Source organism: Kitasatospora sp. MAA19, assembly GCF_029894125.1.
GTDB lineage: Bacteria > Actinomycetota > Actinomycetes > Streptomycetales > Streptomycetaceae > Kitasatospora.
Genome location: NZ_JARXYZ010000044.1, coordinates 26535 through 41255, shown reverse-complemented (window position 1 = coordinate 41255; position 14721 = coordinate 26535). Strand labels below are relative to the sequence as shown.

17 protein-coding genes are annotated in these 14721 nt (G+C 73.5%); 8 read left to right on the top strand and 9 right to left on the bottom strand.

The window, feature by feature from the left end; genetic code table 11:
• Nucleotide 1: 1 nt before the first annotated feature.
• The 6 genes from P3T27_RS36920 to P3T27_RS36895 form a co-directional block, all read right to left on the bottom strand.
• Nucleotides 2-889: a virginiamycin B lyase gene (locus P3T27_RS36920; RefSeq protein WP_280685695.1), complete on the bottom strand. Its 888-nt coding sequence runs from the start codon at nucleotides 887-889 to the stop codon at nucleotides 2-4.
• A 16-nt stretch (nucleotides 890-905) separates the two neighbouring features.
• Nucleotides 906-2102 carry an AI-2E family transporter gene (locus P3T27_RS36915; RefSeq protein ID WP_280685694.1) on the bottom strand — a complete coding sequence of 399 codons (1197 nt, stop codon included), beginning with the start codon at nucleotides 2100-2102 and terminating at the stop codon, nucleotides 906-908.
• A 373-nt stretch (nucleotides 2103-2475) separates the two neighbouring features.
• Nucleotides 2476-3204 (bottom strand): glycerophosphodiester phosphodiesterase, encoded by a 729-nt coding sequence (locus tag P3T27_RS36910; protein WP_280685693.1) that lies wholly within the window; start codon nucleotides 3202-3204, stop codon nucleotides 2476-2478.
• Nucleotides 3201-3647, bottom strand: a complete 447-nt coding sequence (locus P3T27_RS36905) for a hypothetical protein (RefSeq protein WP_280685692.1) — start codon at nucleotides 3645-3647, stop codon at nucleotides 3201-3203. Before P3T27_RS36905 ends, P3T27_RS36910 begins: the two co-directional genes overlap by 4 nt.
• An 82-nt stretch (nucleotides 3648-3729) precedes the next feature.
• A complete protein-coding gene (locus tag P3T27_RS36900) occupies nucleotides 3730-4146 on the bottom strand; it encodes a helix-turn-helix transcriptional regulator (RefSeq protein ID WP_280685691.1) in 417 nt (138 codons plus the stop codon).
• A 147-nt stretch (nucleotides 4147-4293) separates the two neighbouring features.
• Nucleotides 4294-5502, bottom strand: a complete 1209-nt coding sequence (locus P3T27_RS36895; protein WP_280685690.1) for an ROK family transcriptional regulator — start codon at nucleotides 5500-5502, stop codon at nucleotides 4294-4296.
• Between the two features lie 166 nt (nucleotides 5503-5668).
• Between P3T27_RS36895 and P3T27_RS36890 the strand changes: the two genes are divergently transcribed.
• The 8 genes from P3T27_RS36890 to P3T27_RS36855 all read left to right on the top strand — a co-directional run bounded on the left by P3T27_RS36890 (nucleotide 5669) and on the right by P3T27_RS36855 (nucleotide 12717).
• On the top strand, nucleotides 5669-6913 hold the full coding sequence (locus P3T27_RS36890; RefSeq protein ID WP_280685689.1) for an MFS transporter: 1245 nt from the start codon (nucleotides 5669-5671) through the stop codon (nucleotides 6911-6913).
• Between the two features lie 91 nt (nucleotides 6914-7004).
• Nucleotides 7005-7802 (top strand): dienelactone hydrolase family protein, encoded by a 798-nt coding sequence (locus P3T27_RS36885; RefSeq protein WP_280685688.1) that lies wholly within the window; start codon nucleotides 7005-7007, stop codon nucleotides 7800-7802.
• Complete coding sequence (locus tag P3T27_RS36880; protein ID WP_280685687.1) at nucleotides 7802-8338, top strand: RICIN domain-containing protein; 537 nt, start codon at nucleotides 7802-7804, stop codon at nucleotides 8336-8338. The genes P3T27_RS36885 and P3T27_RS36880 overlap by 1 nt, the downstream gene beginning before the upstream one ends.
• Before the next feature lie 56 nt (nucleotides 8339-8394).
• Nucleotides 8395-9111: a VTT domain-containing protein gene (locus P3T27_RS36875; protein WP_280685686.1), complete on the top strand. Its 717-nt coding sequence runs from the start codon at nucleotides 8395-8397 to the stop codon at nucleotides 9109-9111.
• A 56-nt stretch (nucleotides 9112-9167) separates the two neighbouring features.
• Nucleotides 9168-9683, top strand: a complete 516-nt coding sequence (locus tag P3T27_RS36870; RefSeq protein ID WP_280685685.1) for a DinB family protein — start codon at nucleotides 9168-9170, stop codon at nucleotides 9681-9683.
• Nucleotides 9684-9953: 270 nt separating this feature from the next.
• Nucleotides 9954-10346, top strand: coding sequence for a cell division protein SepF (locus tag P3T27_RS36865; RefSeq protein ID WP_280685684.1), 393 nt, complete (start codon nucleotides 9954-9956; stop codon nucleotides 10344-10346).
• Between the two features lie 194 nt (nucleotides 10347-10540).
• A complete protein-coding gene (locus tag P3T27_RS36860; RefSeq protein WP_280685683.1) occupies nucleotides 10541-11146 on the top strand; it encodes a helix-turn-helix domain-containing protein in 606 nt (201 codons plus the stop codon).
• Entirely contained in the window at nucleotides 11143-12717 is a 1575-nt protein-coding gene (locus P3T27_RS36855) for an MFS transporter (RefSeq protein ID WP_280685682.1), read from the top strand. The genes P3T27_RS36860 and P3T27_RS36855 overlap by 4 nt, the downstream gene beginning before the upstream one ends.
• A gap of 151 nt (nucleotides 12718-12868) precedes the next feature.
• On the opposite strand, the gene P3T27_RS36850 is transcribed toward P3T27_RS36855, so the two are convergent.
• The 3 genes from P3T27_RS36850 to P3T27_RS36840 form a co-directional block, all read right to left on the bottom strand.
• On the bottom strand, nucleotides 12869-13243 hold the full coding sequence (locus P3T27_RS36850) for a transglycosylase SLT domain-containing protein (RefSeq protein WP_280685681.1): 375 nt from the start codon (nucleotides 13241-13243) through the stop codon (nucleotides 12869-12871).
• Between the two features lie 779 nt (nucleotides 13244-14022).
• The gene (locus P3T27_RS36845) at nucleotides 14023-14187 is read right to left on the bottom strand and encodes a hypothetical protein (protein ID WP_280685680.1); all 165 of its coding nucleotides are present in this window, start codon (nucleotides 14185-14187) and stop codon (nucleotides 14023-14025) included.
• A 180-nt stretch (nucleotides 14188-14367) separates the two neighbouring features.
• A complete protein-coding gene (locus P3T27_RS36840; protein ID WP_280685679.1) occupies nucleotides 14368-14631 on the bottom strand; it encodes a hypothetical protein in 264 nt (87 codons plus the stop codon).
• Nucleotides 14632-14721: the final 90 nt, after the last annotated feature.

Below are 14721 nucleotides of genomic sequence, written 5' to 3'. Positions count from 1 at the left end.
CCTACGCCGGTGCCAGCCGTACCAGCTCGCCGCGCTCCAGCGCCGCGTACACCGCGCCGTCCGGGCCGAGGGCGATGCCGTGCGGCTCGGCGCCCGGGCCGGGCAGCCGGTAGCCGTCGAGGTGTCCGTCGACGGCGAGCACCCCGATCCGGCCGGCGCCCCACTCGGTGAACCAGAGCCGGCCGTCCGGTCCGCAGGTGATCGCGTGCGGCCGGGCCGCCCGGTCGGCCAGCGGGTACTCGGTGGCCTCGCCGTCCACCGTGATCCGGCCGACCAACCCGCCGCCGATGCCGACGTACCAGAGCGCGCCGTCCGCCCCGGCGGTGATCCCGACCGGGGCGGTGCCCTCGGTGGGCAGCGGGTGGACGGCGACCTCGCCCCCGACGGTGATCCGGGCGACGGCGTTCGCCTGGTTGAGCGTGCACCAGAGCGCGCCGTCCGGGCCCGCCGTGATCAGCGACGGGAAGGACCCGGGCTGCGGCAGCGGGTACTCCGTCACCTCGCCGTCCACGGTGATCCGCCCGATCCGGTCGGCGTTCAGCTCGGTGAACCAGAGCGCCCCGTCGGGCCCGGCGGCGATCCCGTACGGCCCGGCGCCCGCCGTCGGCACGGCGAAGGAGCCCGCCTTCCCGTCGGTGTCGATCCGCCCGATCCGGTGGTCGCGCATCCGGGTGAACCAGAGCGCGCCGTCCGGGCCGGCGGTGATCACCGAGGGCCCGCACTCCGGCGCCCCGAGCCCGTACCGCTCGACCGTGCCGTCCGCCGCCAGCCGCCCGATCTCCCCGGTGTGCACCAGCGTGAACCACACGCCGCCGTCCGGCCCCACCGCGACCCCGTACGGTCCGGCCCCCTCCTCGGCGACCTCGATCAGCTCCATGACCCGTTCCATGCGAACCCCCTCACCGCTATCGCGACTTCCGTCGCATTAGCGATCTTCGCACGCCTGTCCCGGCCCCGGCAACCGGGTTACCTCCGTTGCCCGCACGGCGGGCGGCACGCGGGGCGGGGACGCCGCGCAGGACGGAGACGATGCCCACCCCGGCAGCGCAGACCGGCACGGCGAGCAGGGCCCCGAGGATGCCGGCGATCCCGGAGCCGGCCACCACGGCGACCATGATGGTGGCCGGGTGCAGCTCCACCGTCCGGCTCTGGATGAGGGGTTGGAGGACGTTGCCCTCGATCAGCTGGACCGCCATCACCACGGCGAGCGCCCATGCCGCCGTCCCGAGCCCACCGTCGGCGAGCGCGACCAGCACGGACACCGCCCCGGACAGGAAGGCCCCGACGAACGGGATGTAGGCGCCCATGAACACCAGCGCGCCCAGCCCCGGCGCGCCCGGCACCCCGAGCGCCACCAGACCGATGGTGATGAAGGTGGCGTCGATCAGCGCGATCAGCGTGGTGCCGCGCATGAAGCCGGCCATCGCGTCGAAGGCCCGCTCGGCGCAGGCGGTGACGGTCTCGGCGCTGCGCTCGGGCAGGTAGGAGCGGATCGTGTCGCCGGTGCGGTGGCCGTCCCGGAGGAAGAAGAACACCAGCGCGAGCGCCAGCACCCCGCCGGCGATCAGCTGGGTGGCCAGGCCCAGCCCGGACAGCACGCCGTTGGTGATGGTCGAGACCAGCGAGTTGGTCTCCCCCTTGGCGTTGTCCAGCGCGTGCCGGATCTTCTCGCCGGTCGGGCCGAGCCACTCGGCGAGCCTGCTGCCGGACTGCTGGAGGGACTCGGCGATCTGCGGGGCGCTGTGCACCAGCGCGTTGACCAGCAGCGCGATCACCCCGCAGACGGCCGCGACCAGCAGCACGCAGGTGAGCCCGGCGGCCAGCCCCCGGCTGACGCCCCGCCGGACCATCCACGGCACCGCCGGGTAGAGCAGCGAGGTCCCGAGCAGCGCCAGCACCACCGGCACGGTGGCGGCCCGCAGCTCGACCAGCGCGAAGACCAGCAGCGAGGCGACGGAGAGCAGCAGGATCACCGCCGCCGACCAGGCGGCCGCCTGCCGGACCACCGGCGGCAGCATCAGATACGGCCTGCGGTGGTCCGGCGCGTAGTCCACCGGCTGCTCCGCTCGCGCACGTTCCTCATCCGCACGCTGCTCCGGCACGGCCACCTCCGCCTGGCTCGTCGACGAGTCCGAATCGCCCCATCTCAACAGACCACCCGACATCGCGCCCCTTTTCGCCGGCACCCCTGGCGGGCCCGGGCCGGCACGATGCCCGGCCCACCGCCGGGAGAGGCGCCGCCGGTCAACGGTGCAGCCGATTCAATCCGCCCCCGTACGTCGCGTACAGAGCGATCGGCGCGCCTCACCTCATCGAGCGAGCCGCCCTGACACCGGCCTTCGAGCGCCGGACGTCAGTTCTCCTCCAAGGAGCCGCCGAGGTGGCGGACCACCGCGAGGGGCTCCAGGGTGCTGCGGGTGAGCAGGTGCTGACGGGTCGGCAGGGCACCGCCCGGTTCCCGAGGGGTCAGCACGCTTACCGGCGGCCGTCCAGGACGGCGCGCAGCACGTCGATCCGGTTGCTGGTGATGGAGGCGACCCCGGTGTCGCGCAGCCGGCGCATGGTGCGGCGCAGGTCGGCGGTCCAGGTGGAGACCGCGAGCCCGGCGTCCGCGGCGGCGGCGGTGAACTCGGGGGTGACGAGGCCGAACGGCGGATTGAGGTAGCGCGGGCGCAGGTCGTCGAGCAGGGCGCGGACGGGCAGCCGGGGCCGAGTCCAGGTGAGGGCGATCTCGGTGTCCGGGGTCAGCGCGCGGACGGCGAGCATGGCGGTGGCGGGACCGCAGAAGGCGACCAGCCGTTCGGCGCCCAGGTCGGTGACGACGGACCAGGTGGCGGCGGCGGGGCCGGGGTCGTCGAGGTCGATGAGCAGCCGGGGGCCGTCGGCGGCCGCCACGACCTTGATCGCCTCGGCGAGGGTCGGGACGACGAGCGGCCCCTGGCGCAGCCCGTCGAGCTGCTCGGCGGTCACCCGGCCGATCGACCGCGGGTCGCCCCAGAGGCGTTCCAGGGTGCGGTCGTGCAGCAGGACGGGCACCCGGTCGCGGGTGAGCTGGACGTCCACCTCGACGGCGTCGGCGCCGGCAGCGAGCGCGGACTCGATCGAGGGCAGGGTGTTCTCGCGGTGGCGGTACGGATCGCCGCGGTGGGCGACGGCGAGCACCGGGCGGCGGTCGGCGGGGGCGGTGCGGTCGGCGGCGGTCATCGGATCAGCCCCGCGATCCACGGGGTGAGGTCGCGCATGCCGACGCTCTCGCGGTAGCCGGGCTCACCGGGAACGGTGACGATCATGGTGGTGGACGGCGGGAAGGTCCGCGCCTTGACGTGCACCAGGCCGCTCCAGACCGAGTTGAGGAAGGCGGGCACGCTGTCGCGCCGGACGTCGAAGGCGATGCCGTCGAGCGTGACCACGGCCTCGTCGTGGGTGAACAGGCGGACGGCGATCTCGGGGCGGCCGCCGAACTCCAGCAGTGCCTCGTGCGGGATCGGGGCGGGTTCGCCGTCCCCGCCGTAGTTGCCGACCAGGCCGGCGAAGGTCTGGTCGCGGCCGATGTCGTGCTGGGCGCGGACCTCCCGGCCGTGCCGGGCGGCCAGCTCCTCGACCGCGCGGACGGCGCTCTGGGTGGTCGGCAGGTGCGGGTGGGACATCCCTGGCGGGGCCTCTCGTTCGGAACCGGATCGGGCGGGACTCGGTACGGGCGGGACTCGGTACGGGACTGGGGACTACGGACTAGCGCCGTTCGATCATCACATTGGTGGACTTGATGACCGCCGTGGCGGGTGCACCGGGGACGAGGTTCAGCTCCTCCGCCGACTCCCGGCTGATCAGCGACACCACCCGGAACGGCCCCGCCTGGATCTCCACCTGGGCGGCCACGTCGCCGAGCACCACGTTGGTGACGATCCCGGGAAAGCGGTTGCGGGCCGAGGACGGGCGGCCCTCGGCCTCGACGTTCTCCGGCCGGGCCAGCTCACGGGCGAAGGCGGCGAGGTCGGCGCCGGGGATGATCCGGTGGCCGTGCTCGTCCCGCTCGGCCGCGACCCGCCCGGCGTCCACCCAGCGCCGCAGGGTGTCGGCGCTGACGCCGAGCAGCGCCGCGGCCTCGCCGATGCGGTACGGGTTGACCGGCGCCTCGGGCTGGCCCATGTGCGACTCCTGACACTGACTCTGGCTCTGGCTCTGACTCTGGCTCTGCGGATGACACCGGCCATGGGGCACGGGGACGGCGCACCCGGGGCGGGCCGTCGCCGTCATCCTGCCGTACCGGCGGCCGGGGCCGCCAAGCGAGCCGGGTCAGGGCTCGCCGAAGAGGTCCCGCCGCACCGCGTCCCCGGCGGTGAGGACGGCCCCGGCCAGCACCGCGCCGCCGCCCGCCGTCCCGGCCCGGACCTCGGTGCGCAGCGGGGAGAGCTCGGCCAGCCGCCGTTCGACCCGGCCGGCCAGCTCGGCACCGCCGGCCCGGCCGATCTCGCCGCCGAGCACCACGCAGCCCGGGTCGAGGACGACGCAGATGCCGGCCGCGCCGATGGCGATCCGCTCGGCCAGCGCGTCCAGGAACGGCCCGCCGGGCTCGCCCGGGCCGAGTGCGGTCAGCGCCGCGCGGACGGCCGCCTCGGCGGCGGGGGCGTCCCCGGCCGCGAGGACGTCCCCGGCGGGGAGGGGCAGCGCATGGGCGCGGGCGAGGTCACAGACCGCGGCGCTGCCGGCCAGGCTGTGGAAGCCGCCGTCGCAGCCGGTGGCGCTGGGCAGGCTGCCGGTGCCGGGGACGGGCAGGAAGCCGATCTCGCCGGTACCGCCGGAGAAGCCGCGGCGCAGCCGCCCGTCCAGGACGACGCCGGCGCCGACGCCGTGGCCGAGCCAGAGCAGCACGAAGGTGTCGCGGTCGCGGGCGGCGCCGATCCGGTACTCGGCCCGGCCGGCCAGGTTGACCTCGTTCTCCAGGATCACGTCGGTGCCGGGCAGCCGCCGCAGTTCGGCGAGCAGGTCGGCGTGCCAGGCGGGGAGCTTCCCGGTGCTGTTGAGGCTCCCGGTGGCGGGGTCGACCAGCCCGGGGGCGCCGACCGCGACGGTGTGCAGCCGCTCGACCCCGACGCCGCGCGCGGTGTCCAGCAGGGTGCGCACGAGGCGCCCGGCGAGGTCGGGCGCCTCGCCCTCCTCGACCGGGACCTCGGCGCCGGCCAGGGTGCGCCCGGCGAGGTCGGCGACGACCAGGCTGACGCCGCCGGAGCGCACGTCGAAGGCGGCGATGTGGGCGCGGGAGGCGACCAGCGCGTAGAGCCTGGCGTTGGGGCCGCGGCGCTGCTCGCCCCGTTCGCCGACGAGGGCGACCAGGCCGGTGCGCTGGAGGCGGTCGAGCAGGTCGGCGACGGTCGGCCGGGAGAGGCCGGTGAGGTCGCGCAACTCGGTCGCGGTCAGGGGGCCCTGTTCGAGGAGCAGGTTGAGCGCCAGCCGGTCGTTGATCGCCCGGGCGGTGCTCGGTGTGGCCGAACGCGCGGTGGTCATGGCAGCTCATCCTTCCAGAGTGTTTCTATCAGGGTCCCTTCCTGATAATTTTATCGAACCCTCCGCCGGACGGCTGACTCCGCCGCGCGGACCGAACGGGGTACACGTACACCACCCACAGGGCACCGTCGCGCCCCACCACGCGCGACCCGGGAGGGACCACCGGATGAGCACGACCGCACAGCCACTGGAGCCGCTGACCGCCCCACGCCGGGCCAGGGCGAGCATCGCCCTGGTCTTCGGCGTGCACGGCGCCGTCAGCGGCAGCTTCGTCACCCGCATCCCATGGATCCAGGACCGCCTCGACCTCTCCCCCGGCCAGCTCGGCCTGGCCCTGGTGATGCCCGCCATCGGCTCCTCCCTCGCGATGCCGCTGGCCGGCCGGTTCGTCCACCGCTACGGCGGCCGGGCGGCGGTCCGCGGACTGGTCTCGCTCTGGTGCCTGGCCCTCGCCCTGCCCGCGCTCGCCCCCTCGCTGCCGGTGCTGTGCGCGGCGCTGCTCGCCTACGGCGCCACGGCCGGGATGGCGGACGTCGCGATGAACGCGCAGGGCGTGGAGATCGAGCAACGGCTCGGCCGCTCGATCATGTCCGGGCTGCACGGGATGTGGAGCGCGGGCGGGCTGCTGGCCTCCGGCTTCGGCATCCTCGCCGCCCACCTCGACCTCGACGCCCGGCTCCAGCTGGCCGTCACCGCGCTGGTGCTGCTCGCCCTGGCGCAGCCGATCTGCCGGGGCCTGCCCGACCTGCGGGCGCCGGAGGAGGCGGAGGCGCCGCCACGGTTCGCACTGCCGCCGCGCAGTTCGCTGGTGATCGGCCTGGTCGGCTTCTGCGCCGTCTTCGCCGAGGGCGCCTCGATGGACTGGAGCGGCGTCTACCTGCGGGACGTCACCGGCGCCTCGGCCGCCGTCGCGGCCGCCTCCTACACCGCCTTCTCGCTCACCATGGCCGCCAGCCGCCTCGCCGGGGACGCGGTGATCCGCCGGCTCGGCGCCGTCCGCACCACCCGCCTCGGCGGCGCCGTCGCCACCGCCGGCGGCCTGCTGGTGGTGGCCGCCGACAGCCCGGCGCTCGCCATCCCCGGCTTCGCCCTGATCGGTGTCGGCATCGCGGTCACCGTCCCGCTGGCCTTCGCGGCGGCCGGACGGATCGGCAGCAACCCCAGCCAGTCCATCGCGGGCGTCGCCACCGTCACCTACACCTCCGGCCTGGTCGCCCCGGCGATCATCGGCGCCCTCGCCCAGGCGACCTCGCTGACCGTCTCCTTCGGCCTGGTCACCGCACTCGCCTTCGCCCTGCTGCTGAGCGCCGGAGCCCTGCGCCGGGCCGAGCCGAATTCCACCGACGCCGCCGGGAATGTGACCGCAATGTCACCGGAAAGCACTTCCAATAAAGATCTTTCCGCGATATGATCAGAGAATTCCGGGGAATTCCTCGCTAATATCGCCGACTGCCGGGCGCATCCGCGTCCGGCAGTTTTCGCGATCCGCGGAGGAATCCCCCGTGTGCTACGACCCCGACGCCGCCCCGCCCGCCTTCACCCCCGCGCTCTGGCCCCTGGCCGAGGCCTCGGCACTCACCCTGACCTCGGCGGACGGCACCGAGTTCGCCGCCTTCCTGGCCCGCCCGGAGGTGGCCACCGGGGCCGGCGTCCTGATTCTGCCGGACAACAAGGGGCTTTCCGGCTTCTACCGGCAGACCGCCGCCCGACTCGCCGAACAGGGCCACCCCGCGCTCGTCCTCGACTACTACGGCCGCACCGCCGGAGCCGACCCGGAAAACCGCCCGACGGAATTCGGCGAACTGCCCGGCCTGCTCCCCCACCTGCTCGCGCTCACTCCCGAGGGCCTGGACGCCGACATCGCCGCCGGCCTCGACCGGCTGCGCGCCGCCGGGCCGGCCGAGGTGGTCGCGCTCGGCTTCTGCTTCGGCGGCCGTCAGGCCTTCCGCACCGCCGCGCCCCGCTTCGGGCTGGCCGGCGCGGTCGGCTACTACGGCCACCCCGACACGATCAACGGCGCCCCGGGGCCCACCCAGCTCGCCGCCGGCCTCACCGCGCCGATCCTGGCTTTCTGGGGCGGCGCCGACGAACACATCCCGCGCGCCACCGTCGACGCCTTCGACGCGGCGCTCACCGCGGCCGGCGGGCCGCACGAGTTCGTCACCTACCCGGGCGCGCCGCACAACTTCTTCGAGCTCTCCGCTGTCGAATACTCCGAGGCGGCCCGGGACTCCTGGCAACGCCTGCTGGGATTCCTCGCCGGCCGCACCGCATCCGCGACCCCCCGGAGGACGATCTGATGTTCCCTCGTACCCGGCTCCTCGCCGCCACCGCCGTCCTCGCCACCGCCACGGTGGCGCTCACCGCCCCACCCGCCCCGGCGGCCACCACCGACTTCGGGCCCGCCGAGATCCGCACCGGCATGTACCCGGGCCCGAACGACCTCTGCCTGGAGGTCGCCGACTGGCGCACCGACGACGGCGCCCCGGTCCGGATCTGGACCTGCACCGGCGGCTCCAACCAGCAGTGGACGCAGACCGCCCGCGGCTGGGTGAACCTGAACAGCGGCAAGTGTCTGGACATGCCGGCCTTCAGCACCACCTGGGGCACCCAGGCCGACCAGTGGACCTGCGACGGCGGCGCCAACCAGAGCTGGAGCGACCCTCCGGCCAGCCACCCCGGAACGCCCCGCCGGATCGTGAACGGCTACAGCGGCCTCGTCCTGGACGTCTCGGGCGGCGCCCTGACCAACGGCACCCCGGTGATCCAGTGGGAGTACCACAGCGGCGACAACCAGTTCTGGCACTACAACCCGGAGAAGCCGCCGTACAGCTGATCACGGCGGCGGGACGCGGTCGCCGGCCGCTCCGGGGAACCGGTTAGGCTCGGCCGGTGCCCGCACCCGCAACGCCCCCGCCCGTCGCCGCCGAGCCGCCGCCGTCCGGCCCCGCGCCGCGTTCGCCGTGGTGGCGGTTCGCGCTGCTGGTGGTGCTGCTCGGCGCCGCGGCCGGTTCGCTGCTGCTGTGGAGCCCGACGGCGCTGCTGGACGGTGGGCTCGCCCACCGGATGCCCGGGTACTGGTTCGCCCCGCTGTTCGCCGCCGTGTACGCGCTCGGCACCCTCGCCTTCGTCCCCCGGCCCGCGCTGAACGCCGCCGCCGGACTGCTGCTCGGCATCCAGCAGGGCGTCCTGCTGGCGGTGCTCGGCACCACGCTCGGCGCGGCCATGGCGTTCGGGCTCGGCCGGGGACTCGGCCGCGAGGCGCTGCGCCCGTACCTGCGCGGGCGGGTGCTCGGCACGCTCGACCGGCGGTTCACCGAGCAGGGCTTCCGCAGCGTGCTGGTGCTGCGGCTGCTGCCGGGCATGCCGTTCCAGGCGGCCAACTACGGCGCGGCCTTCTCCGGGGTCCGCTTCCCGCCCTTCCTGTTCGCCACCGCGATCGGCGTGGTGCCGACCACCGCCGTGTACGTGACGGCGGCGGCCAGCGCGGGCGAGCCGGGCTCGGCGGCCTTCCTGGTGTCGGCCGGGGTGATCGCGCTGCTCGTGCTGGGCAGCGTGGTCGGGCTGTGGCGGGCCACGGTGGCCCGTCGCCGCGCACAGGCCGCCTGAGGGGCGCTCGGCAAATCGTTCGCGCCCACCGGTCGTCGGACCCCAGGATGGCCCGCATGACCGAACTCTCCCCGCGGGTCGACCCGCCGATGGCCGCCGACGAGACCGCCATGCTCACCGCCTGGCTCGACTACCACCGCAGCACCCTCGCACTCAAGTGCGAGGGTCTGACCGACGACCAGCTGCGACTGCGCTCCGTCCCGCCGTCCGGCCTCTCGCTGCTCGGCCTCGTCCGGCACATGGCCGAGGTGGAACAGCACTGGTTCCAGGTCATCCTGTGCGGCGAGGAGCTGACCAGCGGCCACTTCTGGACGGAGGCCGACGAGGACGGCGACTTCAACGGGGTGGACACCGCCGACGTCGCGGCCGACTTCGCCGTCTGGCGCGCCGAGGTCGAGGCAGCCCGCCGCGCGAGCGCCGGCCTGTCGCTGGACACCGTCGGCAAGCGGCTGCGCCGCGGCCAGGAAGTGACGCTGCGCTGGATCCTCGTCCACATGATCGAGGAGTACGCGCGACACAACGGCCACGCCGATCTCCTGCGCGAACTGGTGGACGGCGCGACCGGCGAGTGAAATCGTTTCCGCATTGTTGACAAAAGGTCAATTACGCGGCGACCGCGACCGATATGGTCTACGCGCGCAACCGTACGGCGCACCGCCGCGTCGCTGATGTTGCCCGGGTTCGCCCGGGCAACCGGCATGGCGCGACTCGTACGGGGGCCGCGAGCGGGCACGGGACCGGTGAACAGTGCGATACTCGGACAGTTCCGACGAGTGGATGACGTGTCAAAAAGGACACGCACCCCCGGGGGACCAGGACGGGACGAGGCAGGGAGGCGCGGCATGGGAGCACTTCGCGACGAGCACCACAACGGGTGGCTGATGCCCTCGGGGAACTACCCGGCCGCGGTGTACGACGACGAGTGGGTCGAGCAGGAGACGGTGTCGTCCGCTCCCGCACCCGCGAAGATCGTCTCTTTGCGGCCGACCGGTTTCGAGGCGGCACGCACGGTCGGCGAGCACATCCGGGCGAGCATCCCGGTGGTCATGGACCTCACCGAGATGGAGGAGGCCGAGGCCAAGCGGATGGTGGACTTCGCCTCCGGGCTGATCTTCGGCACCCAGGGCGGCATCGAGCGGATCGCCCGCCGGGTGTTCCTGCTCACCCCGGCCGACGTCGAGGTCATGGTGATCGACCGACCGCTCGACGAGACCGGGTTCTACAACCAGAGCTGAGACCAGCAGAGCCGGGACCGGTCGAGCCGAGCCCGACAGAGCTGAACCGGCCGCGCGACCGCGGCACCCCCGACCGGGGACGGCACCCGCCGTCCCCGGTTTTTTGCCGCCCCGACGCTGGCGATCAACGCCTCATCCGAGACTCGTATCGCCATTTTGAGACATCCATGTCTCAGATGACCTACACTCGCATCATGGCCACCGATCGCGACACCGTCCTGGAAGCCGCCGTCGGCGTGCTCTCGCGCCGCCCGACCGCTCACCTGGACGAGATCGCACGTGCCGCCGGGATCAGCCGCGCGACCCTGCACCGGCTCTTCCCCGGCCGCGAGGCCCTGATCCGCGAGGTCGGCCTGCTCGGCCTGCACCGCTTCGCCGCCGCCCTGGACACCGCCGCCGTCGAGGACGGCGACGCCGAGGCCGCGCTGCGCCGGCTCGTCGACGCCGCCGTCCCGGACGCCGCGCTCTGCGCCTTCCTGGCCGGCGAGAACCAGCTCTACGACGACGACGGCGTCAACGACCTCTGGGAGGTCCAGATAGCCCGGCTGCACGCGCTCTTCCTGCGCGGCCAGCAACAGGGCGTGATCCGCATCGAGCTGAGCGCCGCCTGGCTGAGCGAGGCCTTCTTCGACCTGGTCGCCGGCATCGGGTGGGCCATCCAGGACGGCCGCCTCGCCCCGCGCGACGCCGCCTTCTCGCTCGCCGAGCTGTTCCTCGGCGGCGCACTGCGCCGAGCGGACGCCCCCACTCCCCCGCCCACAGCACCTTCGGCCCGCACACCGGAAACCGATACACCATGAGCAGTACCGTCCACACCCCCACCCACAGCACCCCCCGCCAGCGCTGGACCGGCCTGGCCGTCCTCGTCCTGGCCGTCACCGTGGTCGCCCTCGACGCGACCGTCCTCTCCCTCGCCATCCCCTCCATCAGCGAGACGCTGCGCCCCAGCGGCACCCAGCTGCTCTGGATCGGCGACTCCTACTCCTTCGTCCTGGCCGGCCTGCTGGTCAGCATGGGCGCGCTCAGCGACCGGATCGGGCGCAAGAAGCTGCTGCTGATCGGCGCCGCCGCGTTCGGCGCCGCCTCGCTGCTGGCCGCCTACGCCCCCGGCGCGAGCTGGCTGATCGTGGCCCGCGCGCTGCTCGGCGTCGCCGGGGCGACGATCATGCCCTCGACCCTGTCGCTGATCCGCGGCCTCTTCCCGGACGACCGGGAGCGGGCCACCGCGATCGGCATCTGGGGCGCGGCCGCCACCGCCGGCGCCGCACTCGGACCGGTGGTCGGCGGGGTGCTGCTGGAGCACTTCTGGTGGGGCTCGGTGTTCCTGCTGAACATCCCGATCCTGCTCCTGCTGCTGGTGTTCGGCAGCTGGCTGCTGCCGGAGTCCAAGGACCCGAAGCCGGGCCGCTGGGACGTGCTCAGCGTCGCCCTGTCGATGGCCGGGGTGATCGGCACGGTCTACGCGATCAAGGAGGCCGCCGCTCACGGTGTGGCCCGCTGGGACGTCCCGGTCGCGTTCGTGCTGGGCGCCGCCGCGCTGACCGTCTTCGTCCGCCGCCAGCTGCGGCTGGAGACCCCGCTGCTGGACGTGCGGCTGTTCCGCGACCGGCGGTTCACCGCCGCCGTACTGGCCTCGCTGATCGCCCTGATCGGCCTGTCCGGGATGGTCTTCGTGACCTCGCAGTACCTCCAGCTGGTCCGCGGCTACGAGCCGCTGCGAGCGGGCCTGGCGGAGCTGCCCGCCTTCGTCGGCGCGGTGGTCGGCGGCCTGCTGACGGCCCGGCTGGTGCGGCGCACCGGCGCCCGGGCGGCGCTGACCGGCTGCCTGCTGGCCATGGGCCTCGGCGTGGGCGTGCTCGGCTGGCTCCAGCAGGACACCACCTACCTGCTGCTGGCCGCGTCCTTCCTGCTGGTCGGGACGGCCGAGGGGGTGGTCTACACGCTCGGCGCCGACCTGGTGCTGAGCGCCGCGCCCGCCGAGAAGTCCGGCGCCGCCTCGGCGGTCTCGGAGACCGCGTACGAGCTGGGCACCGCGCTCGGCATCGCGCTGGTCGGCTCGGTGGTCGGCTCGATCTACGCGAGCGGGCTCACCGTCCCGGCGGGGACGGACGCAGCGGCCGCGGCGCGGGCCGGCGAGTCGCTGGGCGCGGCGGTGGAGACGGCGCACGGGCTGCCGCAGGGCGTCGCGGAGCCGCTGCTGGCGAGCGCCCAGGAGTCCTTCGTGCACGGCATGAACAGTGCCGGCCTCCTGGCCGCCGTACTGCTGGTCGGCGCGGCCGCGATGGCCTGGCGGCTGCTGCGGGGCCTGGACACCGCGGCCGCCCCGGGCACCCCGGTCGAGGCGCCCGCGCCGGAGAAGGCCGACGCGTAGGCACGTCCGGCCACGCAAAACGCTCGGCTGGGAAACCCCAGCCGAGCGCCTGCATGAACTTCATCACGGCCCGATCAAACCGCCCACGTGGTGCAACGGCCCCGGGAAACCGCCCTCGGAACTGGCCGGACGACGAGGTCCCGCTGGACTCCTAGTACCAGTGGTGGGTCTGCCAGAAGGCCCAGGCGGCGTTCGGGCTGCCGTAGCGGGTGTTCATGTAGTCCAGTGCCCACTTGATCTGGGTGGTCGGGTTGGTCTTCCAGTCCGCGCCCGCGGAGGCCATCTTGGAGGCCGGCAGCGCCTGGCCCAGTCCGTAGGAGCCCGAGCTCGGGTTGGTCGCGGTCACGCTCCAGCCCGACTCGTGGGAGACGATCTGGCTGAACGAAGCGAGCTGGTCCGCCGGCACGATCTGAGCGGCGATGGCCTGCGGGGAGGCGTCCGCGGCCGAGGCGACGGCGGGGACCGCGGCCGCACCCAGGGCGGTCAGACCGGCGGCGCCGGCCAGAACAGCGGCGGAAGTACGCATACGAAGCTTGAAAGTGGGCATGTAGGGCTAGACCTCAATCGGGTTGAGCCGGGTCACGCCCCGTTCAGACCATGGCCGGACAGGGGCCGAATTGGTCACAAGGAGCGACTTGGCAGTGAGCCACATCCGGCGGGACAGGAGCCGGTGTGGCTTGATGCAGCAATTGTTGCCAGGTGGCATCGGTCGCCGACAAGACCCCCTTGTTACGATCCACCGTCGTACGTCCCGGGTGGCGACGTCGATTCACAGAGCGGGCTGCGCGGCCGGCCAACGCGCTGAGCTGCACAGATGTCGCGGTCGGGAGTGGCGGGCGGCGCCGGGAGCGGCCACTATCGCCCGTCGTGGACCTTTTTCGGTGTGAGCGGGCTCACGGTTTATGTCATGGTTTGTCCGATTTGCGAGTCACTGACCGAACTGCTGCCGCTGCTCTGAGTGCAGACGATCTTCCCGGACCGAGACCCGCGTCACACTCGGATGTGTGAACCGCACACGCCGCCGACCGCGCAAGGGGGCGCCGTCCCCGGGCAGGGGTTCCGATCAGGGGAGACAAGGACTCCGCCGACCGGTGATCGAGGTGGCCGCTCCCCGCCGGAGCGGCGATTCCGGCGGGGAGCGGTGCGGCTCGACGAGGGTCTGGCACCAACGCGCCCTCGGAGCCAACCGGCAGGGGGGAAGAAGGGGCCCCGCCGGCGCCCGTTCGCCACCACCACGGTGACGAACAGGCGTTGAATCCCGCCGCCGCAGGGGGAATGAGCACTCACTGTGGCAGCGGGGGCTTGTCAGTCCGGTCCGCGGTTCGACCACAGGCCGGAGGCGAGGTCGCCCTCCCAGCCGTCCCGGCAGCGGCGCGGCAGCCGTTGACCACGGCGGTCCGGTTCGGCCCGCAACTCCCGGTGGCCGCTTCGCACGAATCCCTCGGCGCCGCCGTTGGCGGCCGGCATCATCGCGAACTCAGCGTCCAGCGCCCCTTGGGCCGAGCTCGTACGAGCTTTGGGGCGGCATCACGGTGATCAACTCGTCCCCCACCTCGGGCACGTTCGGTCCCGTCGTCCGCGCCATGGCGGCAAAGCCCCCCGCCGCCAACGAGCTGACGTGCAGCCCGGCGAGCAGCATCTCCCCCGAGGTCACACCGGCTCCGGAAACATCGGCCGGCGCTGCGAGTTGCTCCCGGTGCCCGGCGCGATCTCCCTGGGGTCGCACTGGCGCAGCTCGTCGGGCCTGGTCGTCCACTCACGGCCCCCGCCGAGCGGCCTCAGAAAGGCCGCCCCGCAGAGGATTTCCATGAAGACCCCCTCCCTCGGCTTGCCGTCGGCGTCACGGTGTTTCAGGTCCCGCACCACCTCGTTGGGGACGAGGTCGGGCAGCACTGATTTCGGGTCTTCGGACATGGGGGTCTCCGTAGCGCTTCGCTCTTGGCTTGTCACTTGGTGTAGCCATGGTGGCGCGACAGCCTCTACGATCGGAAGGGTCTTACCTTT

Bases quoted from the DNA above. Each gene is read 5' to 3' on its own strand.
- P3T27_RS36920 (WP_280685695.1), bottom strand. From the start codon at position 889: ATGGAACGGGTCATGGAGCTGATCGAGGTCGCCGAGGAGGGGGCCGGA.
- P3T27_RS36910 (WP_280685693.1), bottom strand. From the start codon at position 3,204: ATGACCGCCGCCGACCGCACCGCCCCCGCCGACCGCCGCCCGGTGCTC.
- P3T27_RS36905 (WP_280685692.1), bottom strand. From the start codon at position 3,647: ATGTCCCACCCGCACCTGCCGACCACCCAGAGCGCCGTCCGCGCGGTC.
- P3T27_RS36900 (WP_280685691.1), bottom strand. From the start codon at position 4,146: ATGGGCCAGCCCGAGGCGCCGGTCAACCCGTACCGCATCGGCGAGGCC.
- P3T27_RS36895 (WP_280685690.1), bottom strand. From the start codon at position 5,502: ATGACCACCGCGCGTTCGGCCACACCGAGCACCGCCCGGGCGATCAAC.
- P3T27_RS36890 (WP_280685689.1), top strand. From the start codon at position 5,669: ATGAGCACGACCGCACAGCCACTGGAGCCGCTGACCGCCCCACGCCGG.
- P3T27_RS36880 (WP_280685687.1), top strand. From the start codon at position 7,802: ATGTTCCCTCGTACCCGGCTCCTCGCCGCCACCGCCGTCCTCGCCACC.
- P3T27_RS36870 (WP_280685685.1), top strand. From the start codon at position 9,168: ATGACCGAACTCTCCCCGCGGGTCGACCCGCCGATGGCCGCCGACGAG.
- P3T27_RS36865 (WP_280685684.1), top strand. From the start codon at position 9,954: ATGGGAGCACTTCGCGACGAGCACCACAACGGGTGGCTGATGCCCTCG.
- P3T27_RS36860 (WP_280685683.1), top strand. From the start codon at position 10,541: ATGGCCACCGATCGCGACACCGTCCTGGAAGCCGCCGTCGGCGTGCTC.
- P3T27_RS36855 (WP_280685682.1), top strand. From the start codon at position 11,143: ATGAGCAGTACCGTCCACACCCCCACCCACAGCACCCCCCGCCAGCGC.
- P3T27_RS36850 (WP_280685681.1), bottom strand. From the start codon at position 13,243: ATGCGTACTTCCGCCGCTGTTCTGGCCGGCGCCGCCGGTCTGACCGCC.
- P3T27_RS36845 (WP_280685680.1), bottom strand. From the start codon at position 14,187: ATGATGCCGGCCGCCAACGGCGGCGCCGAGGGATTCGTGCGAAGCGGC.
- P3T27_RS36840 (WP_280685679.1), bottom strand. From the start codon at position 14,631: ATGTCCGAAGACCCGAAATCAGTGCTGCCCGACCTCGTCCCCAACGAG.